Genomic DNA, 22,493 nt, shown 5'->3' on the forward strand with positions numbered 1-22,493 from the left:
AATTAAGCTGTTTCCGTTTTTAGTGTATCAACCTCATCCGAAGGTTTTGGATAGATGGTTGCTGTCTTAAATCGTTTTAATCTCTTTTTAATATTACCTTTTACCACGTAGTGATCAATGGTGGGTGCGAAAACGTTCATCAACAAGATCGCTAAGAACACACCTTCTGGATATCCTGGGTTGAACACCCTGATCATTACCGATAGGAAACCGATAAAGAATCCGTAGTACCATTTTCCTTTGTTGGTCTGGGAACCTGTTACGGGGTCTGTGGCCATAAACACTATACCGAAGGCGAGACCTCCCACAACCAAATGTTGCCAGTAAGGAAAGCTCATCAAAGCGTAAAACTTACTGTACTCTGGAATCAATTGATATTCAACAACCCCATTAAAAATCAACCCCATAGCCAAGGAGCCCAATACGGCACTCACCATTATTCTCCAAGAAGCTATCTTTGAAAAAATCAAGAAAAGTGCTCCCAAAAGAATCAACAGTGTCGATGTTTCACCAACGGAACCTGGGATAAATCCATAGAACATATCTGCCAGTGAATATGAGTAATCGGAACCTTGTGCCAAAGAACCAAGAATGGTCTCACCAGAAATGGCATCTGCCGTTCCAGCTCTTTCCACACCTTCATGCACCCATACCTTATCACCACTCATCCAAGTGGGGTAAGCAAAGAACAAGAAAGCACGAATCGTCAATGCAGGGTTCAATATATTCATTCCGGTACCACCGAAAATTTCTTTTCCGATAACAACTCCAAAAGCTACGGCAATGGCCAACATCCAAAGTGGGGTATCCACAGGAATGATCAGTGGAACCAACATACCGGTCACCAAATATCCTTCTTCCACTTCGTGTCCTTTGATTACGGCAAATAAAAATTCAATCGCCAAACCAACTCCGTAGGATACGATTACCAAAGGTAAAACAGTGGTAATTCCCACCCAGAAGTTATCCCATGTCAAAAAATGATCAAACAAAGAAAAACTTTCTGGAAAGCCATTGATCGCCGAGTAATGTTGGTAGCCCGCGTTGAAGATACCGAACAGCAAACAGGGCACCAAAGCCATGATCACCGTGTTCATGGTACGTTTTAAATCATCCGCAGCTCGAACGTGAGACCCTGAATGGGTAGTTTCGTTCGGCATATAAAGAAAAGTATGCAGTGCATTAAAGGCAGGGGCCATTTTTTTGCCCTGATACTTAAGTTTTAACTGATGTAATTTTTCTTTCATTCCCATATTATCCAAGTTCTTTTTGCAACAAATCCAATCCTTCCCTGATTATTTGTTGGTGCGGTTGTTTTGATATGCATATGAATTCCGTTAAAGAGAAATCCTCGGGAGCCACTTCGTAAAGTCCGAGCTGCTCCATTTCGTCCAAATCTTTCACCATACAGGCCTTCAGTAATTGAAGCGGATAAATATCAAGAGGGAACACCTCTTCGTATCTTCCTGTCACCACGAAAGCCCTGTGCTCTCCGTTGGTATTGGTGTCCAAGTCGTATTTCTTCTTGGGCTGCAACCACGAAAAGGTCAAGGCCCTTGTGGACGATATTTTATTGAATACCGGTTTGTTCCATCCAAAAAATTCGTAATCATCACCTTCTGGAATAGCGGTAACGGTATTGTTGTAAAACCCAAGATGTCCTTCGGTGTTGGTTTTGACTCCTGTAAGCACATCACCGTTTATCAATCTGAACCTATCCTCTTTTACACCGCTGGCGTACAAAAAGGTAGAGATTTCAGCTCCAATTTTGGTCTTGTAATATTTTGGCTCCTTGATTACCGAACCCGCCAGAGCAACGATACGCTCCGCATTGAACTTACCTGTCAACAACAGCTCGCCGAGCATAACCATATCCTGAGGGGACAAGGTCCAGACCATTTCCCCTTTGTTCACGGGATCTATTTTATTGATTTGAGTACCCACCAAGCCCGCTGGGTGAGGGCCCGAAATTTTGTGGAGCTCTATTCCTTTGATGTCTTTAAACGGAGACCTGCTCGACTTCCCGATGGTCACGTGGATTTTTCCCGGTGTAAGCTTGCTAAGCCCCATTACCGCAGCTCGGATTTCCTGTTCCTTATCTTTTAAGATAAAATCAGGATCAGCTGCCAAGGGGGCCGTGCTGTATGCCGAAACAAAAATTGCTTTTGGCGTTACACTGGGGTCGGCTATCACATCGTAAGGTCTTTGCTTAATGAATGGCCATCCCCCACACTGCAAAAGGTAGGATTTAATGGTTTCTCCATCGGCCGTATCCAAATCCGGCACCTTATTGATCATATAATCCTGTTCTTTGTCGGCAAGAATTTTCAGTGTTAAGATTCTTCTTCTTGCTCCCCTAACAATTTCCACAAGCTCACCACTTACTGGGGAGACGAAGTGCATTTCTTCGTCGTTCTTGTTATAAAAGAGGGGTTCGCCCGCTTTTATCTCGTCTCCTTGTTTTATCAACATTTTTGGAGTGATACCATGGAAATCATCTAAGTTCAGGGCGTATACGTTACTTGTAACGGCTTTGGAAATAGTCTGCTCTGCAGCCCCGACAAGGTTGATGTTCAACCCCTTTCTAATCCGGATGTCTTTAGACATATTATTGTAGACCTTTGGTTATCAAAATCGGACGCAAAAATAGCACTAAAAGGATTGTTTTCATAATAATTAACTATAAAATATGGGATTATACCGAGCTTAATTTACTGGGCATACTTTTTGTTTACCTTTACCTCAAATTCATATTCTTGATGCGTTTTACCTACATTCTGATTCTAATGGGCGTAATGGCCCCCTCGGCTTTTGCTCAAGTCATATATGAGGCACCCCCTCCGGAAAACATTAAATCGATAGTTTTTAAAGGCCCCACGGAAGATCAATTTCCCTTGATACAGCTCGGGGAATCAATGACCTTGGAGTTTGATGATCTTACTGCCAGCGAACAGGACTATTACTATAAAATTATCCATTGTGATTATGATTGGACCCCATCACAATTGCTAAAATCACAGTATTTGGACGGCGCGGACAACCAGCGCATCATTGATTACGAAAACAGTTACAATACTTTACAGCCCTATTCCAATTATCGACTGACCATCCCAAATATGAATGTAAAACTAAGGGTCAGCGGCAATTATGTCCTTGAAATCTACAACAGCTACGGAGACCTACAGTTTTCCAGAAGATTTGTTGTTTACCGAAACGCCGTAAACGTTTCCGGTGAGGTAAAAAGGTCGCGGGACTTCAACTTTATTAACACCAAGCAAGTGGTTCAGTTCAATATAAATACTGCCGGGTTCAACGTTGTGAATCCCAAAAGAGAGGTGAAGATCGCTATTCTACAAAACCATCATTGGCCTACCGCACTTTACAACATTAAGCCACAATTTACCATTGGCACTGAGCTGGTATATAGATATAATGAAGAGACCGGTTTTTTTGGGGGAAACGAATTCCTAAACTTTGACACCAAGGACCTTCGCTCCCCGACCTTTGCCATTTCCAATATAGAAATGAAGGATGTTTACCATCATTATTTATTTACCAATGAATATAGGTACGACCAAGAATACACTTATTTTCCGGACATCAACGGGGATTTTGTGGTTCGAACGCTACAAGGTGAGGATGTATCAAGGGAAGCTGAATATTCCAAGGTCCACTTTAGCTTGCCCTATTCCAACGAAATAGGACTGGATAATGTATTTGTGATCGGAAAGTTCAATAACTACGACTTGAGCGAGGAAAATAAAATGGTCTTCAACGAGGAGAACGGAAAGTTTGAAGCTACCTTAATGATAAAACAAGGTTTTTACAATTATAAGTATGTTGTTCAAAGGGAAGATGGCACTATTGAACCCAATCTAGTGAGTGGCAACTTCCATTTTACGGAAAACAATTACCTCATCTTGGTTTATTATAGAGATTTTGGGGACATGTACGATAGTATAATAGGCATTGGATCCGTCAACTCCATAAATATCAGTAATTAATTATCTTTAGGTTCAAATCCTTAAAAAGGTATGGTGAAAAAAGACAGTTTGATCACTAAAGGTCGCTATGAGCTAAAGTTCAGGGGCGTAGAGTGCCTTAATTGCGGGCATCCTTTGGACATTAGCGACAAGTACTGCCCCAATTGCTCACAGGCCAACAGTACCAAAAAATTGACACTCAGGGATTTTTTTGATGAGTTCTTCTCTGGTTTGATCAATTACGATTCCAAACTTTTAACCACACTTTACGCCCTATTGTTAAGACCAGGTAGAATTACCAAGGATTATGTTAGCGGCAAAAGAGTTACCTATACCAATCCTTTCCGGTTTTTACTGAGTTTGGCTTTCCTATACTTTCTAATGTTCACCTACAATAATCGTTTTTCCAATTTGGACGAAGCCGCCAAAAATTTTGATGGCACCATTTATAATGGTTCCCCGATCAGTTTCGATGTAGACGCGGGAAACATAAAAATTGACAGTGTCGCCCTTGAGGAGCAATCAAAAGAGACCCAGAAAGCGCTAGACTCCCTAAAAAAAGTGAACCCGGATGTTTTGGCCGGCATGCAGAAGTTGGACTCCATCAAGGACGATACCCCTGAACTGTCCCCCCAATTGACGTACCTGGACTCACTAGGGGTTTTTACTAAAGCGATCAATGAAAAGAAAATGCAAAAGGACTCGTTTATGAACGCCGACCCCCAAGGGTACTTTAAAAGTCTTGAAAGTGAATCGGGCTTTGGTGAATTCTCCAAAAAAGCTGAATTTTTTGGGTATTTCATCAAAAAAGACACGCTGTTCAACTTCGAACAAGCACAAGCTAAATACAATATAGAGGAAAGCACTACCAATAAGATGGCCTTCAATTTTTCAAACAGTATTTGGAAGGTAATGAGTCAACCGGGAACATGGATCAACGATACCATTTCCAAGCTCCCTTTTATCATATTTTTCTTTCTTCCGGTGTTCACCATCTTCATTTCTTTGGTTTACATCAGAAATAATCATACCTACACCGATCATCTTATTTTTAGTTTTCACAATCAGTCGCTCTTATTTATATTGCTCATCCTTAGCCTAACGGTGGATACGATATTCGACACGAGCAGCTCAGGAATATTCTTGCTCATATTTGGCTTTTATCTATACAAGGCCATGCGAAAATTTTATGGGCAAGGGAGATTTAAAACCATTGTGAAATACATCTTTCTGAACACTATTTTTATGATCTTGGCTTTTTTCACGATTGTAGTCACGTTCACGGGAAGTGTCTTTACCTATTAATTGATATGTTTACACAGGTAACTAAAGGGATTAAAGTATCGGTTCGTACGTCTTTTGAAGGCACTTTCTTCAAAAATTACAAGGTGCACTACGCTTTTGGCTATACCATTACCGTAGAAAATCTTGGCAAGGATACCGTTCAGCTCACAGCAAGGCATTGGGATGTATTTGACGCTCTCAAGGACCCGGAGACCATAGACGGGGAAGGGGTTATCGGCAGAAAGCCCGTTATAAAACCTGGAAAATCGCATACCTACAGCTCTGGCTGCCTCTTGGCTTCGCCCGTTGGTGCTATGCGTGGACACTATCACATGGTCAACTTTACCAATGCACAAGAGTTCGAGGTTGAAATCCCTACATTTAAGTTTGCGGCACCCTTTGCCATAAACTAATCCACATCATTTTATATTCGATATAGGTTTCACTATCTTTGATAGAATTGTTAATCATTAAAAAAACATTTCTATGGGAAAAGGATTTTTTCAAGTTCCGACCGCATACAACGAACCTGTTTTGAGCTATGCTCCGGGTTCCCCCGAACGAGAAGAAGTACTAAAGCAATATAAAGCGTTTTACAACGATCAAGTGGACATTCCACTTTACATTGGAAGCGAAGAAATAAAAACGGGCAACACCCAACCATTGTCCCCTCCTCACGACCACAAACACATTGTGGGGCAATATCACTTGGCAGAAAAAGCCCATGTGGAAAAAGCCATCTCCAACTGTTTGGAGGCAAGGGAAGCTTGGGCGAATTTGACATGGGAACAACGTTGCGCCATCTTTTTAAAAGCAGCCGACCTTATTGCAGGGCCATACCGTGCCAAAATGAACGCGGCCACTATGATCGCCCAATCAAAAAATATTTATCAGGCCGAAATCGATTCTGCTTGTGAAATCGTGGATTTCCTCCGTTTTAACGTGGAATACATGTCGCAGATATACAGTGAGCAACCAGAGTCCTCCGAAGGGGTCTGGAACCGTGTGGAATATCGTCCATTGGAGGGCTTTGTCTACGCCATAACTCCGTTCAACTTTACGGCCATTGCAGGAAACCTGCCCACAAGTGCGGCGATGATGGGGAACGTGGCCATTTGGAAACCCAGTGACAGCCAGATCTATTCCGCAAAGGTAATTGTTGATGTTTTCAAAGAAGCTGGATTGCCTGATGGGGTCATCAATGTGGTCTACGGAGATCCTGTTATGATTTCGGACACTGTACTGGACAGTCCGGATTTCTCGGGAATCCATTTTACAGGCTCTACCGAAGTATTCAAAAACCTTTGGAAACAGATAGGAAACAACATCCATAAGTATAAAACATACCCAAGGATCGTAGGGGAAACAGGCGGAAAGGATTTCATCATTGCGCATCCAACTGCCAAACCCCAGCAAGTGGCCACCGCCATTAGTAGGGGCGCTTTCGAGTTCCAAGGACAAAAATGTAGTGCCGCTTCCAGGGTGTATTTGCCCAAATCCACGGCCAATGAAATTTTGGAATTGGTAAAAAAGGACATCGCATCATTTAACAAGCCAGGTTCTCCAGAGGATATGAGCAATTTTATTAACGCCGTTATCCACGAGAGGTCTTTTGACAAATTGGCCAAGTACATCGATAAAGCCAAAGAGGACAAGGAGGCTGAGATCATTGCCGGTGGAAATTATGACAAATCCGTAGGGTATTTTGTGGAACCTACCGTGATATTGACCACAAACCCAAAGTATGAGACCATGTACACCGAGCTATTCGGCCCAGTGGTTACCGTTTACCTCTATGAGGATAAGGATTGGAGCGAAACCTTGAAATTGGTGGATGGTACATCGGAATATGGATTAACGGGAGCTGTACTTTCAGGAGACCGCTACTCTATTGATGAAGCTACAAAAGCACTTCAAAACAGTGCAGGCAATTTCTACATCAACGATAAACCTACAGGAGCTGTAGTGGGACAACAACCTTTTGGTGGCGCCAGGGCATCCGGAACCAACGATAAAGCAGGGTCCATGCAAAACTTATTGCGTTGGGTTTCACCTAGATTGATCAAGGAAACCTTTGTAACTCCCGAAGATTATAGATACCCATTTTTGGGATAAGATCAAAAACACCTATTTTAAAGGCCGTCATTACAAAATGACGGCTTTTTTGTTTAACCCAAACCTATACCCATGCCCAGACCCTATATTTTGGCCGAAACGAACTGGAAACACCTTAAAGATGAATCTTTTGATTTGGCTGTTTTACCTTGGGGCGCCACAGAAGCACACAATTACCACCTCCCCTACGCTACCGACGTGATCGAGGGAACTTCGATTGCCGAAGAATCTGCCAAAATTGCTTGGGAGCAAGGCAGCAAGGTAATTGTACTGCCAACCATCCCTTTTGGCGTAAACACAGGACAATCTGATATTTATTTGGATATGAACCTGAACCCTAGCACTCAATTTGCCATTCTAAAGGATCTCCTTACCGTTTTGAACCGTCAAGGTGTGCGCAAATTCATGATTTTAAACAGTCATGGCGGGAACAATTGGAAGGCCATCATCCGAGAGCTGGGTCTGCTCTTCCCAGACATGTTCATTTGCGTTACGAACTGGTTTAAACTTGGCAGTGAATCAGGGGTATTTGAAAATATAGGTGACCATGCCGATGAAATGGAAACCAGCCTTATCCTCCATCTAACACCAGAATTGGTGTTGCCAAGGGAGGAATGGGGAGATGGAAAAGAATTCAAAAATAAGATAAAAGCGTTTTCCGAAGGATGGGCTTGGACGGAACGCCCCTGGTCCAAAATAAGCGAGGATACCGGAGTAGGCGACCCCGATAAAGCATCCAAAGAAAAAGGAGAAGTCTTCTTTAATCTGGTTTGCGCAAAAATGGGACAGCTCTTTGTTGATGTTACCCAAGCCGACACGGATGACTTGTACCAATAAGGCCATTTTGATAGTTTGACTTCCTTTCAAAACCAACGATTTCTTTAATCATTTTATAATTTATATGTAAATTTAACGTTAACTAATTGTAAACTAAACGTAATTAACTTAAATTAGTATCACTAAATCAATTGGTTATGACAGTTAGAATTAATGCATGGGGGAAATTGATGATTAAAAAGTATCAGCAATTATGGCAATATGCCAAAGATTACGCTAGAAAGTGTAGGCTTGTATATAAGCGAATGTACAGTATATGATCAACCTTTGAATTTCTGGGGTAAGTATACTACTTTTTTAGTCTCAAAGAAATCCTCTTCAAAATACTCGTTTAAATCAAAGACTTGAACGGTCTCATAACCTTTCAACTCTTCCGTAAGGTCACCACCTTTTAGGTAAAGTATGCCGTTTTTTCGCTGGTGCGCCGAGTCTTTTTTGATTTTTCCCTTGGTCCAATGCACAAATGTGGGCATAGCAGCTACTGCCCTACTTACGATAAAATCAAATTGTCCTGGGATATCCTCGACCCTGGAATGATGGGTTTTTACATTTTCCAATTGAAGCCCCTGAACAACCTCGTCCACCACTTTTATCTTTTTACCAATAGCATCAACCAACGTAAAATTCACATTTGGAAACAAGATTGCCAATGGAATCCCCGGAAAACCGCCCCCAGTACCAACATCCAGAATATGAGCTCCCTCGTTGAAAGCTTGGATTTTTGCAATCCCCATGGAATGAAGCACATGTCGCAAGTAAAGCTCATCTATATCTTTTCTTGAAACCACATTGATCTTTTGGTTCCAATCCTTATACAACGCATCCAACCTGGCAAACTGCTCTCGCTGTTCGTCGTTGAGCGTCGTAAAATATTTGAATACAAGTTCCGCTTTCATATACTGGACATTATTTTTGTCAAAATTAATACTTTTATAGACCTTAACACCGTTCTAACAACATATAGTACATTGTTAAGAGCCAAATTAATTACCTTTGTAAAAACATTTTTTTATGGATAAGAGTACTGTCCGGTTTTCAAGAAGAGATTCGGCAAAATTTTTCAGGACACTGAACAAACGAGTAAACGATTACTTTAAAGAAAACAACCTCAAGAAAACCGGTAACTGGAAGCTTCACTTAAAAACAATAGTGATGTTTGCCATTTTTTTGACCCCCTACTTTTTGATATTAACACTTGACTTGCCTTTTTGGGCCTATTTGTTGCTGTCCGTAACAATGGGCGTAGGAATGGCAGGAGTTGGAATGAATGTGATGCACGATGGAAATCATGGTGCCTATTCCAATAAAAAATGGGTGAACAAACTCATGGGAAGCAGTATTTACATTCTGGCGGGCAACGTTTACAACTGGCAGGTTCAGCACAACGTGCTTCATCATACCTATACCAACATCCACGAACACGATGAGGATATGGAAGCTGGCAGGGTACTGCGATTCTCAAAACACGCCGAGTGGCGAAAACACCATAAATTTCAACACTACTACTCCATTTTGCTTTATGGTTTATTGACCTTTAACTGGGCCATCACCACTGATTTCCAGCAAATGTACCGTTACATGAAGAGGAAATTGAGCTACGGCAAACTACCAAACCCCGTAATCAACTGGAGTACATTGGTCATAACAAAAGTAATCTACATAACCATTTGGATCGTACTACCCATGGTTTTTGTTGATGTCGCTTGGTGGCAAGTATTGCTTGGATTCTTTATTATGCACTATGTTGCAGGCGTGATTCTGAGTGTGGTTTTCCAATTGGCGCATATTGTGGACCATGCGGAGACCCCATTGCCCGATGAAGCGGGAAATATGAAAAACACCTGGGCCATCCATCAATTGTTCACCACGGTGAATTTTGGTACCAAAAACAAAATTGTAAACTGGTTTACAGGCGGGTTGAATCATCAGGTAGAACACCACATCTTCCCGAATATCAGTCACATACATTACACAAATATTTCCAAAATTGTGAAACAGACTGCTCAGGAGTTCAATTTGCCTTACCACGAATATAAAACTACCAGAAAAGCTATAATTTCGCACTTCAAACACTTAAAAGAGCTAGGTAAAAAACCAACGCTCCAATATCAGTAAAAACGAAGTATCAATGAGCAACCACTTATCTGACAGGATTCAAAACATGTCCACGTCAGCAACCTTGGCAATGGCAGCCAAAGCACGGGAATTACGAAATGAAGGAAAGGATATTATAGGATTGAGCTTGGGTGAACCCGACTTCAACATCCCTGATTTTATCAAGGATGCCGCAAAACAGGCCATCGATGAGAATTACAGTAGCTATACGCCGGTTGATGGATATGCGGAATTAAAAACTGCGATTTCCAACAAATTCAAAAGAGATAACAAACTTGATTATGGTTTGAACCAAATTGTGGTTTCCACAGGTGCGAAGCAATCGCTCTTTAATGTGGCCATGGTGGTTCTTAATCCTGGTGATGAAGTAATTCTACCAGCCCCTTATTGGGTTAGCTATAGCGATATTGTAAAGTTGGCCGAAGGGGTTCCTGTAGAGGTCCTCACACAAATCGATACCGATTTTAAGATGACGCCCAAGCAATTGGAAGCTGCGATCACACCAAAAACAAAGATGATTTGGTTCAGTTCACCGTGCAACCCAAGTGGTTCGGTGTACAGCAAAGAAGAGTTGGAAGGTTTGGCCGAGGTACTTAAAAAACACCCTGACATTTATGTGGTTTCCGATGAAATATATGAGCATATCAATTTTACCAAAGGTGGACACGTAAGTATAGCAGGCATTGATGGTATGTACGACAAAACCATTACCGTGAACGGTGTATCCAAAGCATTTGCCATGACAGGATGGCGAATCGGTTACATCGGTGCACCGGAATGGATTGCCAAGGGCTGCACAAAACTGCAAGGACAGGTGACCAGCGGTGCCAACGCCATAGCGCAACGTGCAGTAATCACCGCATTGGAGGCCCCTGTGACCAAAATCCAATTTATGATTGACAAGTTCCACGAAAGAAGGGACCTTGTTCTTCAGCTTTTGGGTGAAATAGATGGATTCAACCTCAACGTTCCAGAGGGTGCATTTTATGTATTCCCGGATATTTCCGATTTCTTTGGAAAAACCTTGAACGGAGTTACCATCAACAATGCTTCCGATTTCTCCCTATATTTATTGGAGCACGCCAACGTGGCAACAGTTACCGGCGAAGCTTTCGGAAACCCGAATTGCATTCGTATATCCTACGCAGCATCAGAAAAAGAATTGAAAGAAGCCATTGCCCGAATTAAGGCAGTACTTTAAATATATTGAGACGTAATGCTAATGCTGAACTTGATTCAGTATCTCATCAACAATTTTAAAAACCTCTTGGAGTACAACTTCAGGAGGTTTTTTTATTAGGTCTTTCTCCAGAAGTATGGGGTCAGCACAATAAGAACGGTGAAGAGTTCCAAACGTCCCAAAAGCATCAAGAAGCTACACCACCATTTTCCGGCGGCAGGAAGGCTGTTGTAGTTGCTCACTGGATTTAAACTACCCAAAGCCGGGCCTACATTTCCGAGAGATGATGCAGAGCCACCAACTGCAGATACAAAATCCAAGCCCAAAAAACCAAGTACCAACGAGCCGATGATAAATAACAACATATACAGGACAAAAAAGGCTATTACATTGTACACAATATGCTCCGTCACTGTTTTTTGGTTGTATCGAACAGGAATTATAGCGTTTGGGTGCAACGTCCGCTTAAATTCCATAATACCATTTTTGATAATCAAAAGGTGGCGCATTACTTTAATACCCCCTGCGGTTGAACCTGCCGACCCCCCAAGAAACATCAACCCAAAAAATAAAACTGTTAAAAAGGGTGTCCAAGAAGTAAAATCAGCTGATACAAAACCCGTTGTGGTAATTACTGCAACCACTTGGAACAAACCATGTCTAAAGGCGCTTTCCACTTCCCCCAACACCATTGGGTGAAAATCAGATACTGGCACATCGGCCCTAAAATAAATACCCAGGGCAACTACAATGGCAAAAATCACCACAAAACCAAGGTAATACTTAAACTCTTCATCCTTAAGGATGCGCTGCACCTTTCCGGTCAATGCAAAATAGCTGAGTACAAAATTGCTCCCTGCCAAAAACATGAACAGAATTACGATGTATTGGATCAAAGGTTGATCGTTCCAAAAGGCCAAGCTCGCATTTTTGGTGGAAAACCCTCCCGTTGACATGGTTGCCAATGCATGATTGATGGCATCGAAAAATGACATTCCGGCAAACTTCAACAACAAAGCTTCTAGAACCGTGTACCCAAAATAGATGAGCCACAGTCTTTTGGCCGTGTCCGTTATTCTAGGGTGAAGCTTATCCCCTCCAGGGCCAGGTGCTTCTGCAGCAAACAATTGCATGCCCCCAATACCCAAAAGTGGTAAAATGGCTATTGCCAGCACAATAATACCCATTCCCCCGATCCAATGGGTCAGGCTCCTCCAAAGTAAGATTCCCTCGGGCAATGCTTCAATATCGTCCAAAATTGAGGCTCCTGTTGTGGTGTAACCCGACATGGTCTCAAAAAATGCATCGGTAATGGAAGGGATTGCTCCCGAAAAAAGATACGGAAGCATACCGGAAATGGACATGATGATCCAACCGAAGGTCACCACGATATACCCTTCTTTCTTTTTGACCTCTTTTTTATGTCCTCTTGTATAGAACATGGCCATAATACCAAAAAGCATGGTCACAATGGCGGCCAACATAATATCCATGGTGGCACCATCTTTATAAATTCCACTGGCCAAAGCGGCCAATAACATAAAAGACCCGTTGCAAAGCAACAAAAGTCCCATTATATGGATTATGATTCGCGTGTTGAGCTTCATTACAGGAACAGCTTTTCTATCCTTGGAATGGCCTTGGGCAAGCAACAGACCACTACTTTGTCCCCTTCGGCAATTCTAAAGTCACCGAGGGCAATAATTCCTTCCCCGTTGCGGATCACCCCACCGATACTCGCTTCCCTGGGAAAATTCAGTTCCCGGATAATTTCACCGTTAACCAATGAGGATGCTTTTACCTCAAACTCCAAGATTTCTGCATTCAGATTGTTCAAACGGGTTAGCGCCAAAACTTCTCCTTTTCGGATATATCTAAAGATGCTGTTGGCGGCAAGGAGTTTTTTATTGATAAGGGTATCCACGCCAATGGAATGGGACAACTGAAAATAGTCCATGTTCTCCACCAAGGCAATCGTTTTCTTGATCTTTTTGCTCTTGGCTACCAAACAGGACATAATATTGGTCTCGGAGTTCCCGGTAACGGCTATAAAGGCATCCATGGATTCCAGGTTTTCTTCCTCCAAAAGCTCCACATTTCGCCCATCCCCGTTTATTACAAGGGCATGGGGCAGCTCATCGGCAATATCAAATGCCTTTTCCTTGTTTTTTTCAATCAGTTTTACGTTGAATTTTTTGTTGCATAGATCCCGTGCTGTTTTATAACCAACCTTGCTCCCACCAAGAATCATTACATTCTTGATTTCCTGTTTTTGCATTCCGGAAAGCTTGTACAGTTCTTCCACTCCTTTGTCCGAAGTGATGAAATACACCTGATCACCTTCTTTAAAAACGGTGTCACCCCTTGGAATCAAAGTAAATTGGGTTCCTTTTCGCTGTAATGCGATGGGCATAAAATTGAGTTCTGGAAAAATTCGGGCTGCCTCTTTCACCATCTTTCCTACAAATGGTGCGGTTTTGGGAAGAATTACCCCGAACATGGTCAGCAGACCTTCTTCAAATTGATAGGTGTCGTTAAAAGCGGACTGGTTGAGCATCAACTGTATTTCCGTGGCGGCCAAGCGCTCCGGGGAAATCAGTTCATCAATACCCAATTCCTCAAACTTGATAATATCACGATTGTCCATGAACTCCGTATTGGAAATTCTGGCCATGGTACGTTTGCAGCCCAATTGTTTTGCAAGCACACAAAGGGTTAAATTGGTGGTTTCCGAAGCTGTTACCGCGATTACCAGATCGGAGCCATCGACTTGGGCATCTTGTAATACTTGGATCGATGTAGCATCGCCCCGAAGCACGCGAATATCCAAATGGTTATCGGCATAGGACAATCTTTCCTTATCGGTATCGATCAAAGTGATCTCCTGTGCCTCGTAGGACAATAATTTGGCCAAATGAAATCCAACTTCACCTGCACCTGCAATAATGATTCTCATTAATTAGAATAGGATGTGTTCTTAAATAAACTCCATTTGCACGTTACAAATGATACTAAGAATGGTATGCTATATGTAAACTCCATACTTTTAACCAAATACGGAAAATAAATCCCTTTGGAGGGCAAAATTACATAAATAATTTTGTCTTCATCCCTTAAGCTAAGTTGTATATTTGCCAGCAAAATGAAGCGATGTCGAAAAAGGTAACGCCCTACAAAGAATCCGAGCTTGGCAAAAAAGACCAGATAAGGCAAATGTTCGATAATATATCGGAAAATTACGATGGTCTCAATCGTGTAATTTCCTTTGGAACAGATGTAAAATGGCGCAAGCGCATCGTGGCTTTTTTAAAGGACAAATCGCCAAACTCCATTTTGGACATAGCAACGGGCACGGGAGACCTTGCCATTGCCATGGCAAAAACAGGTGCCAAAAAAATAGTGGGACTGGATCTTTCCCCGGGCATGTTGGAAGTTGGCAAAAACAAAGTATCCAACAAGAACCTTCAAAGTACCATTGAGATGGTCGTTGGCGATAGCGAAAACCTTCCTTTTGAGGATAATTCCTTTGATGCGATCACTGTGGCCTTCGGGGTCAGAAACTTTGAAAATCTGGAAAAGGGCCTGGAGGAAATCTATCGCGTATTAAAGCCTGAAGGTCATTTTTTGGTTTTAGAAACCTCGGTTCCCACCAAAACCCCTTTTAAGCAGGGCTATAAAATTTACACCAAACATATAATGCCGTCCATAGGAAAACTGTTTTCCAAGGACAGGTCGGCTTATACCTACTTAAGCGAATCGGCATCCGTTTTCCCCCACGGAGAGGCTTTCAACAATATTTTGAGGAAAATCGGGTTTATAGGAGTAGAGAACAAACCACAAACGATGGGTGTAGCGTCCATTTATGTGGCTTCAAAATAGATTAATGAAAAATTTTCTTATCCTTTTTGGACTATTAATAGTATCTAACACCGCTGTCTTGGCCCAATTTGGTGGTGACCCCATTGTAAACCTTCAAAATGAGGATAAGAAACTTTTGAACTGGGGGTATTATCTTGGGTTTAACCAATACGATTTTCAATTTGAATATAAGGATGATATTGGAAGGGACATTCTGGTAGATAAAAGTATTGGCTTTAATGTTGGCCTAATAGGCGAACTTAGAATCAACGAGTTTTTGGACGCACGTTTTGAACCTGGACTGCTCTACACCTCCAGAACCTTAGGTTTTCCTGGTTTTTCTACACAAGCGGAAGCTATACGCGAAGTGCGCTCCACCTACATAAGATTCCCGCTGTTGTTAAAGGCAAGTACCCGCAGAATCGGAAACTGGAGACCATTTATTGTTGGCGGGGTGTATGCCTCCATCAATTTAGGGAGCAATGAGGACAGCCTGGACGATAACAGCAGCGGCCAATTTAGGATGAAACAAAATGTGTATGGATATGAACTTGGGTTTGGGATTGATTTTTACACCGAATACTTTAAGTTCACGCCATCCATTCGCGGTGTTTTTGCCCTTACGGACGAATTGGTTCCCGATGCCGACCCTAACAGTCCCTGGACAGGAAACATCGCTGCAATGCGCACCCGGGGAATCTTCATCAATTTTACGTTTGAATAGTAAGAATCAAACTCCAAAAATTAAGCCTCAAATTCCAAAAGACAGCACTCGACTTCTGACTTCTGACTTCTGACTTCTGACTCCCGATTCAAAATTCAACAACAGAATAATTCAATAACCAGTAACGGAGTGGCAGTATGCAATAAGTTCAAGTATCAAACTTCCGACATCGAGCATCGGACTTCTGACTTCTGACTTCTGGCATCAAAATCAAGTTCCAAAAACTACCTTCGTATTTCATTCAACAAAATGGCGGTTGCTGTGGCTACGTTCAAACTTTCGGCAGTGGGTGCGCCAAACTGGGGAATCGAGATTCTTTTTGAGATTAAATCACTCACTTCGTTAGAAATGCCGTTGGCTTCATTACCCATCACTAAAATACCTTTATCGGGCAAATCAGATGTATAAACCGGTGCACCATCCATAAACGCACCATAAACCGGAAGGTCTGTTTGATTCAAATATTTCTTAATATCAACATAAGCAATATGTACCCTGGCAATGGAGCCCATGGTGGCCTGCAACACTTTAGGGTTGTAACAATCCACCGTATCTTGTGAGCATACCAATTGTGTTACCCCAAACCAATCGCATAGTCTAATTATGGTACCCAAATTGCCTGGATCCCTTACGGCATCGAGCACCACCACCCAATCCTGAACAGGTATATCGTTAGCCTCTGTCATATGAAAAACCCCTAACACCCCATTCGGATGGCTTAAGCTGCTCATTTGCTTCAACTCCTTTTGGGAAACCAGTGTTGCCTCTTTGAATTTTTCCGTTGATCCGGTATCGTCCACAAAAATGTGAAACGGTCTCAATCCAGACTTCAGTAGCTCGTTCACTACCTTTTTACCTTCGACCACAAAGAGTCGATGTTGAGATCGGTACTTTTTTTGCTTAAGGCTAACAACTAGTTTAATTTGGTTTTTTGTAACCATCTAAATCGTGTATTTTTGGCTTCTATGAATGGTTCTTTTGGTGTAACGTGCGACTGGGCAAAAATAGGGTTATTGTTGCTTTTGCTGAGCATTTTGGGTTGCAATACCTTAAAAAAGGTTGAGGAGGATGAGCTATTGCTCACCAAAAACACCATTTTAGTCGATGACGAAAAAGTAAACAGCAGTGAGGTAAAGGGATTGATCAGGCAAAAACCGAACAGTAGTATTTTAGGCTACCCCTTAAAATTGAACCTTTACAACCTCGCCAAGGAAAATCCAGATTCTTCATTTCAAGATTGGCTGCACCGAAAAGAGAAAAGAGAAAAACGCCTGAACAACCTGCTTTCCGAAAAACAGGTGAACCGGCTTGGGGAATCATTTTTTGTAAAAGGACTTAGCGAATTCCTGAAAAATATCGGGGAGCAACCCGTAATCATCGATACGGCCGAAACCAGCAAATCCATCAACAAGCTAAAAGCCTATTACAATAGCAAAGGATACTTTAACAATACAGGAGAATATCAGATAATCAACGGAAATAAAAATCGAAAGGCCAGTATTGAGTATAGCATCACCTTGAACCAACCTTACATTATAGATACGCTTCAGAAAAATATCTCGTCTCCGGAACTGGATTCAATTTATGCCATCGCTGCCAACAAGAGCTTTGTTAAGGAAGGGGATCAATTTGATTTGGGCAAGTTTACCCAAGAACGGGAACGCTTGACCAATTTATTCCGGAATTCGGGAGTCTATAATTTTCAGGAAAGCTCAATCAATTACGATATCCTTCGTGACACCACTATTTCTGCCGATGACAAATTGATGGATGTGCAATTGAACATCAACAAATTTAGAAGCACAAGCACCAGTACCGACTCTATTAACCCATACAAGGTTGCCCGACACAAAGAAATAAACATTTACGCTGATTATGACATCAACGGGGATACCGACACCCTACAACGTGAAACCTACGAAAACTATAACATTTATTATAGTGGTAAACTTAGGTATAGACCCAAAGCTCTTGCCGATGCCATTTTCTTTGAAAAAGATAGTATTTACAGGGATTTGGACCGAATCAGGACCTACCGGCAAATTACCAACCTAAACACTTTTAAATACCCTAATATTGAGTTTATTCCCGATTCCACACAAACCGGATTGGAGACAAACATTTATTTGGCCGCCAAGTCCAAGTATTCCCTGAATTTGAATTTTGATGTGACCCACTCCAACATTCAACAAATCGGCACCGCTTTTAGTGCATCCGTTATTACAAGAAATGTTTTTGGAGGTGCAGAAACCCTTAACATTTCCGCAAGGGGATCAATTGGTTTGTTGAGCGATGCATCCTTGTCGGACGAAAATTTCACCTCGGAGCTCGGTGGGGACATCAACATCACATTTCCTAGAATTTGGCTACCGTTCAATACCGAAAGGATAATTCCTTACTATATGCTGCCCCAAAGCAGATTATCGGCCGGTACCAATTTTCAGCGTAACATTGGTTTGGACAAACAATCCCTTAACTCGGTATTATCCTATAATTGGTCTCCTTCCACTCGCTTAAAAAACAATATTGAATTGTTGAACGTAGAGTTTGTTCGAAATGTAAACCCGGACAATTTCTACAATGTATATAGAAACACCTTTTCAAACTTGGACGATATTGCCGATGATTTCCAAGACGACCCTCAAAATGCATCCTATTTTGATGATTTAGATACCGACGACCCCACCCTTTCCATTCCCGACGGTGCCAATAGTTTCGCAAATGATGTGTTGAACGGAACACTGACGGTAGACAATGATCAGTTTGATGAAGTAAACAGTATTGAAGAAAGACGCCAAAGATTAACGGAGAACAACCTTATTTTTGCCACCAACTTTGCTCACACAAAAAACAGCAAGTCTGGAATAAACGATTTGGACTTTTACCAATATCGAATGAAACTGGAAAGTGCCGGCGGTATGCTTTCCCTGCTCACCAATGTAATTCCCTACAACGAAAACGACAATGGCCAATACCTTGTTTTTGGGGTTCCCTATTCACAATATGTAAAAACGGAGTTTGATTATATCCGTCATTGGAGCATAGGAGGGGGACAGGTAATCGCTTTCAGAAGCTTCTCCGGAATTGCCATTCCTTACGGCAACTCGGACAATATACCATTTGTAAGAAGTTACTTTGCCGGAGGATCAAATGATAACCGAGCTTGGAACGCTTACGAACTGGGGCCCGGAAGCACCGATAACATAAACGATTTTAACGAAGCCAACTTAAAGCTCGCCCTAAACCTGGAATACAGATTCCCTATTGCCGGCAATGTAAAGGGCGCTCTTTTTGCAGACGCAGGCAATATTTGGAACGTATTCGACAATGAAACCAATCCGGATGCCATATTTAGCGGGTTTGCCTCACTGGGAGACATCGCATTGGGCACAGGAGCCGGCCTACGCTACGATTTCACTTATTTTGTTTTCCGTCTGGATGTAGGCTTCAAGACCTATAACCCTGCCAAAGTTGGGTCGGATCGTTGGTTTGATGGTTACAACTTTAAAAGGGCCGTCTTCAACATAGGGATCAATTATCCTTTCTAGAGCAAATATTTTATTACTTTTGTTCCCTATTAAATTCGAAACCAATATAACTATGTCCCACAATATCAAGCCCGGTGTTGCGACCGGTGATCAGGTACAGGCAATTTTCAACCACGCAAAAGAGAACGGATATGCACTTCCGGCAGTAAACGTAATCGGCTCGGACAGTATTAACGCCGTAATGGAAACTGCGGCAACGTTAAACGCTCCCGTAATTATCCAATTTTCCAACGGAGGAGCCCAGTTCAATGCAGGTAAAGGACTTTCCAACGAAGACCAAAAAGCCGCCATCCTTGGAGCCGTTGCAGGCGCCAAACACGTTCACCAATTGGCAGAGGCCTACGGAGCAACCGTAATTCTTCATACCGACCACTGCGCCAAAAAATTGCTGCCATGGATTGATGGGCTTTTGGATGCCAGTGAAAAGCATTACAAAGAAACCGGAAAATCACTCTTCAGTTCGCATATGATCGATCTTTCCGAAGAACCTCTTGAAGAAAATATTGAAATCTGCAAAGAATACCTGAAGCGCATGAGCAAAATGGATATGACTTTGGAGATTGAGTTGGGAATTACAGGAGGTGAGGAAGATGGTGTGGACAATACCGATGTTGATGATTCTAAATTGTACACTCAACCAGAAGAAGTGGCCTTTGCTTACGAAGAACTTTCGAAAGTAAGCCCAAGATTTACCATTGCCGCGGCATTCGGCAACGTACACGGGGTATACAAACCAGGTAACGTAAAATTGACTCCAAAAATTCTTAAGAACTCCCAAGAGTTTATCACAGAAAAATATGGAGTAGAACACAATCACATCGATTTTGTATTCCACGGAGGTTCAGGTTCCACTCTGGAAGAAATCAGGGAAGCCATCGGTTACGGAGTTATCAAAATGAACATTGATACCGATTTGCAATACGCTTTCTTGGAAGGTGTTCGCGATTACATACAGGGAAAAAAGGATTATCTACAAACACAGATAGGCAACCCTGATGGTGACGACCAACCCAATAAAAAATTCTATGATCCCCGAGTTTGGCTTCGAGAAGGAGAAAAAACCTTTATGGCTCGTTTGAAAAAAGCTTTCGAGGATTTGAACAACGTAAACACCTTGTAAGCCTTTTGTCTAACTAAATATTGATTGCATGTCGTCTTGGTTTAAAAGAAAGGAAAAAGGAATACAGACCGCTACCGAGGAGAAGAAAGACACTCCCAAGGGGCTTTGGTATAAGTCCCCTACCGGTAAGATTGTTGAGGCCGAGGATTTGGCCAAAAACTTCTATGTAAGCCCGGAAGATGATTATCATGTTCGTATAGGAAGCAAAGAATATTTTGAAATTCTTTTTGATGACAACAAGTTCCGTGAACTTGATACAAAAATGACCTCCAAAGACCCTTTGAAGTTTGAGGATACAAAAAAATATTCGGATCGTTTAAAGGCTGCCCAGAAAAAAACAGGTTTAAAAGATGCGGTGAGGACTGCAGTTGGCAAGTCTCAAGGAAAGGATATTGTTGTGGCCTGTATGGACTTTGCTTTTATCGGAGGTTCCATGGGAAGTGTGGTAGGTGAAAAAATATCCCGCGCCATTGATGTGGCCAAAAGAAAAAAAGTACCCTTTGTAATGATTTCGAAATCAGGGGGTGCCCGTATGATGGAAGCCGCCCTATCGTTGATGCAATTGGCAAAAACATCTGCTAAATTGGCGCAATTGGCAGAGGCCAAAATACCATACATTTCTTTATGTACGGACCCTACAACGGGAGGTACAACTGCATCCTACGCCATGTTGGGAGACATCAACATTGCGGAACCCGGAGCACTGATCGGTTTTGCCGGACCAAGAGTCGTGAAGGACACCACGGGGAAAGATCTTCCTGATGGTTTCCAAACATCCGAGTTTTTGAAAGAACATGGTTTTTTGGATTTCATTACCCATCGCAGGGATTTGAAGAAAAAAGTCAATCTCTATATTGATTTGATTACCAATCAACCTGTAAGAGATTAAAAAAGGGGCTGTCCAAAAAGCTAGTTATCTGTCAGTTCGAGCGCAGTCGAGAACCTAAAGCATGTTGATAATCAATGGGTTTCGACTGCGCTCAACCTGACAAATTCAAACTTTTGTTGCTTTTTAAACAACCTCTTTTATTTTACCGTCAACCTGAACTTGTTTCAGGTTCTCATTATAATAAAAAATCAATCTAGTGAGATTCCGAAACAAGTTCGGAATGACAAGACGAAAGTCTTTTTAGACAATCCTTTATAAGGCATCTTCGATATGGCAACCTCAAAAGTTTATATTCAATAAGTCTTTAGGTTTCAAATAAAAACATATCTTTGCACGCTGATTGCTTGTCCTTTGAAGGTCAGAGGAACTGTCAATCAATACATAAAAATCATTTAAATAATATTGGAATGTATTTAACAAAAGAAGTTAAAGCCGAGATTTTTAAAAAACACGGCGGCTCTGAGAGCAACACTGGTTCTACGGAAGGACAAATTGCTTTGTTCACTCACCGTATCAACCACTTAACAGGACACCTTAAAAACAACCACAAGGATTATAACACCGAGCGTTCTTTGGTGGCATTGGTAGGTAAAAGACGTAGTCTTTTGGATTACCTAAAGAAAAAAGATATTGAAAAATACCGTACTCTAATCAAGGAATTAGGTATAAGAAAATAAAACAACAAGGGGAGGCATTGGCTTCCCCTTTGTTTTTGGTTGAACACGTTTCAACAAAAAAGTCCCGGCTTAACACTGGGCAAACACAAAAAGCTACAAATAGTTTTTCATTGGTCAAGTGCTTCCAAGCACACACAACAACAACACAACCCGACCGCCCGGA

General features: G+C 41.9%; 19 protein-coding genes. 13 read left to right on the forward strand and 6 right to left on the reverse strand.

What is annotated here, in order from left to right; translation table 11 throughout:
* Positions 1-2 precede the first annotated feature (2 nt).
* Both J4E06_RS16200 and J4E06_RS16205 read right to left on the reverse strand, forming a co-directional pair.
* Positions 3-1,253, reverse strand: a complete 1,251-nt coding sequence (locus J4E06_RS16200) for an NADH:ubiquinone reductase (Na(+)-transporting) subunit B (protein WP_349525041.1) — start codon at positions 1,251-1,253, stop codon at positions 3-5.
* Between the two features lies 1 nt (position 1,254).
* Positions 1,255-2,607, reverse strand: a complete 1,353-nt coding sequence (locus J4E06_RS16205; protein WP_349525042.1) for a Na(+)-translocating NADH-quinone reductase subunit A — start codon at positions 2,605-2,607, stop codon at positions 1,255-1,257.
* Positions 2,608-2,759: 152 nt separating this feature from the next.
* Between J4E06_RS16205 and J4E06_RS16210 the strand changes: the two genes are divergently transcribed.
* From J4E06_RS16210 to J4E06_RS16230, 5 genes are all read left to right on the forward strand, one after another.
* Entirely contained in the window at positions 2,760-4,004 is a 1,245-nt protein-coding gene (locus J4E06_RS16210; RefSeq protein WP_349525043.1) for a type IX secretion system plug protein, read from the forward strand.
* A gap of 30 nt (positions 4,005-4,034) precedes the next feature.
* Positions 4,035-5,288 (forward strand): DUF3667 domain-containing protein, encoded by a 1,254-nt coding sequence (locus J4E06_RS16215; RefSeq protein ID WP_349525044.1) that lies wholly within the window; start codon positions 4,035-4,037, stop codon positions 5,286-5,288.
* Positions 5,289-5,293: 5 nt separating this feature from the next.
* The gene (gene apaG, locus J4E06_RS16220) at positions 5,294-5,680 is read left to right on the forward strand and encodes a Co2+/Mg2+ efflux facilitator ApaG/CorD (protein ID WP_349525045.1); all 387 of its coding nucleotides are present in this window, start codon (positions 5,294-5,296) and stop codon (positions 5,678-5,680) included.
* Positions 5,681-5,753: 73 nt separating this feature from the next.
* Entirely contained in the window at positions 5,754-7,382 is a 1,629-nt protein-coding gene (pruA, locus tag J4E06_RS16225; protein ID WP_349525046.1) for an L-glutamate gamma-semialdehyde dehydrogenase, read from the forward strand.
* 72 nt (positions 7,383-7,454) lie between these two features.
* On the forward strand, positions 7,455-8,219 hold the full coding sequence (locus J4E06_RS16230) for a creatininase family protein (RefSeq protein ID WP_349525047.1): 765 nt from the start codon (positions 7,455-7,457) through the stop codon (positions 8,217-8,219).
* Between the two features lie 260 nt (positions 8,220-8,479).
* On the opposite strand, the gene rsmG is transcribed toward J4E06_RS16230, so the two are convergent.
* Positions 8,480-9,115, reverse strand: a complete 636-nt coding sequence (gene rsmG / locus J4E06_RS16235; protein WP_349525048.1) for a 16S rRNA (guanine(527)-N(7))-methyltransferase RsmG — start codon at positions 9,113-9,115, stop codon at positions 8,480-8,482.
* Between the two features lie 115 nt (positions 9,116-9,230).
* On the opposite strand from rsmG, the gene J4E06_RS16240 reads away from it, so the two are divergent.
* Both J4E06_RS16240 and J4E06_RS16245 read left to right on the forward strand, forming a co-directional pair.
* The gene (locus tag J4E06_RS16240) at positions 9,231-10,334 is read left to right on the forward strand and encodes a fatty acid desaturase family protein (RefSeq protein WP_349525049.1); all 1,104 of its coding nucleotides are present in this window, start codon (positions 9,231-9,233) and stop codon (positions 10,332-10,334) included.
* 13 nt (positions 10,335-10,347) lie between these two features.
* Positions 10,348-11,535, forward strand: coding sequence for a pyridoxal phosphate-dependent aminotransferase (locus tag J4E06_RS16245; RefSeq protein WP_349525050.1), 1,188 nt, complete (start codon positions 10,348-10,350; stop codon positions 11,533-11,535).
* A 95-nt stretch (positions 11,536-11,630) separates the two neighbouring features.
* Here J4E06_RS16245 and J4E06_RS16250 read toward each other — a convergent pair whose 3' ends face one another.
* Complete coding sequence (locus tag J4E06_RS16250) at positions 11,631-13,121, reverse strand: TrkH family potassium uptake protein (protein ID WP_349525051.1); 1,491 nt, start codon at positions 13,119-13,121, stop codon at positions 11,631-11,633.
* Positions 13,121-14,470: a Trk system potassium transporter TrkA gene (gene trkA / locus J4E06_RS16255; protein ID WP_349525052.1), complete on the reverse strand. Its 1,350-nt coding sequence runs from the start codon at positions 14,468-14,470 to the stop codon at positions 13,121-13,123. The genes J4E06_RS16250 and trkA overlap by 1 nt, the downstream gene beginning before the upstream one ends.
* Before the next feature lie 194 nt (positions 14,471-14,664).
* On the opposite strand from trkA, the gene ubiE reads away from it, so the two are divergent.
* Positions 14,665-15,393: a bifunctional demethylmenaquinone methyltransferase/2-methoxy-6-polyprenyl-1,4-benzoquinol methylase UbiE gene (gene ubiE, locus J4E06_RS16260; protein WP_349525053.1), complete on the forward strand. Its 729-nt coding sequence runs from the start codon at positions 14,665-14,667 to the stop codon at positions 15,391-15,393.
* Positions 15,394-15,397: 4 nt separating this feature from the next.
* Positions 15,398-16,096: a type IX secretion/gliding motility protein PorT/SprT gene (gene porT, locus J4E06_RS16265; protein WP_349525054.1), complete on the forward strand. Its 699-nt coding sequence runs from the start codon at positions 15,398-15,400 to the stop codon at positions 16,094-16,096.
* Positions 16,097-16,320: 224 nt separating this feature from the next.
* On the opposite strand, the gene J4E06_RS16270 is transcribed toward porT, so the two are convergent.
* The gene (locus J4E06_RS16270) at positions 16,321-17,037 is read right to left on the reverse strand and encodes a TrmH family RNA methyltransferase (RefSeq protein ID WP_349525055.1); all 717 of its coding nucleotides are present in this window, start codon (positions 17,035-17,037) and stop codon (positions 16,321-16,323) included.
* 24 nt (positions 17,038-17,061) lie between these two features.
* On the opposite strand from J4E06_RS16270, the gene tamL reads away from it, so the two are divergent.
* The 4 genes from tamL (at position 17,062) to rpsO (ending at position 22,330) form a co-directional block, all read left to right on the forward strand.
* Positions 17,062-19,644 (forward strand): translocation and assembly module lipoprotein TamL, encoded by a 2,583-nt coding sequence (gene tamL, locus J4E06_RS16275; RefSeq protein ID WP_349525110.1) that lies wholly within the window; start codon positions 17,062-17,064, stop codon positions 19,642-19,644.
* 52 nt (positions 19,645-19,696) lie between these two features.
* On the forward strand, positions 19,697-20,764 hold the full coding sequence (fbaA, locus tag J4E06_RS16280) for a class II fructose-bisphosphate aldolase (RefSeq protein WP_349525056.1): 1,068 nt from the start codon (positions 19,697-19,699) through the stop codon (positions 20,762-20,764).
* Positions 20,765-20,792: 28 nt separating this feature from the next.
* Entirely contained in the window at positions 20,793-21,653 is an 861-nt protein-coding gene (accD, locus tag J4E06_RS16285; RefSeq protein WP_349525057.1) for an acetyl-CoA carboxylase, carboxyltransferase subunit beta, read from the forward strand.
* A gap of 407 nt (positions 21,654-22,060) precedes the next feature.
* Positions 22,061-22,330, forward strand: a complete 270-nt coding sequence (gene rpsO / locus J4E06_RS16290) for a 30S ribosomal protein S15 (protein ID WP_349525058.1) — start codon at positions 22,061-22,063, stop codon at positions 22,328-22,330.
* Positions 22,331-22,493 lie beyond the last annotated feature (163 nt).

The sequence above is a fragment of the Allomuricauda sp. NFXS6 genome, assembly GCF_040148835.1.
In the GTDB taxonomy this organism is placed as follows: domain Bacteria; phylum Bacteroidota; class Bacteroidia; order Flavobacteriales; family Flavobacteriaceae; genus Flagellimonas.

Bases quoted from the DNA above. Each gene is read 5' to 3' on its own strand.
- J4E06_RS16200 (WP_349525041.1), bottom strand. From the start codon at position 1,253: ATGGGAATGAAAGAAAAATTACATCAGTTAAAACTTAAGTATCAGGGC.
- J4E06_RS16205 (WP_349525042.1), bottom strand. From the start codon at position 2,607: ATGTCTAAAGACATCCGGATTAGAAAGGGGTTGAACATCAACCTTGTC.
- J4E06_RS16210 (WP_349525043.1), top strand. From the start codon at position 2,760: ATGCGTTTTACCTACATTCTGATTCTAATGGGCGTAATGGCCCCCTCG.
- J4E06_RS16215 (WP_349525044.1), top strand. From the start codon at position 4,035: ATGGTGAAAAAAGACAGTTTGATCACTAAAGGTCGCTATGAGCTAAAG.
- apaG (WP_349525045.1), top strand. From the start codon at position 5,294: ATGTTTACACAGGTAACTAAAGGGATTAAAGTATCGGTTCGTACGTCT.
- pruA (WP_349525046.1), top strand. From the start codon at position 5,754: ATGGGAAAAGGATTTTTTCAAGTTCCGACCGCATACAACGAACCTGTT.
- J4E06_RS16230 (WP_349525047.1), top strand. From the start codon at position 7,455: ATGCCCAGACCCTATATTTTGGCCGAAACGAACTGGAAACACCTTAAA.
- rsmG (WP_349525048.1), bottom strand. From the start codon at position 9,115: ATGAAAGCGGAACTTGTATTCAAATATTTTACGACGCTCAACGACGAA.
- J4E06_RS16240 (WP_349525049.1), top strand. From the start codon at position 9,231: ATGGATAAGAGTACTGTCCGGTTTTCAAGAAGAGATTCGGCAAAATTT.
- J4E06_RS16245 (WP_349525050.1), top strand. From the start codon at position 10,348: ATGAGCAACCACTTATCTGACAGGATTCAAAACATGTCCACGTCAGCA.
- J4E06_RS16250 (WP_349525051.1), bottom strand. From the start codon at position 13,121: ATGAAGCTCAACACGCGAATCATAATCCATATAATGGGACTTTTGTTG.
- trkA (WP_349525052.1), bottom strand. From the start codon at position 14,470: ATGAGAATCATTATTGCAGGTGCAGGTGAAGTTGGATTTCATTTGGCC.
- ubiE (WP_349525053.1), top strand. From the start codon at position 14,665: ATGTCGAAAAAGGTAACGCCCTACAAAGAATCCGAGCTTGGCAAAAAA.
- porT (WP_349525054.1), top strand. From the start codon at position 15,398: ATGAAAAATTTTCTTATCCTTTTTGGACTATTAATAGTATCTAACACC.
- J4E06_RS16270 (WP_349525055.1), bottom strand. From the start codon at position 17,037: ATGGTTACAAAAAACCAAATTAAACTAGTTGTTAGCCTTAAGCAAAAA.
- tamL (WP_349525110.1), top strand. From the start codon at position 17,062: ATGAATGGTTCTTTTGGTGTAACGTGCGACTGGGCAAAAATAGGGTTA.
- fbaA (WP_349525056.1), top strand. From the start codon at position 19,697: ATGTCCCACAATATCAAGCCCGGTGTTGCGACCGGTGATCAGGTACAG.
- accD (WP_349525057.1), top strand. From the start codon at position 20,793: ATGTCGTCTTGGTTTAAAAGAAAGGAAAAAGGAATACAGACCGCTACC.
- rpsO (WP_349525058.1), top strand. From the start codon at position 22,061: ATGTATTTAACAAAAGAAGTTAAAGCCGAGATTTTTAAAAAACACGGC.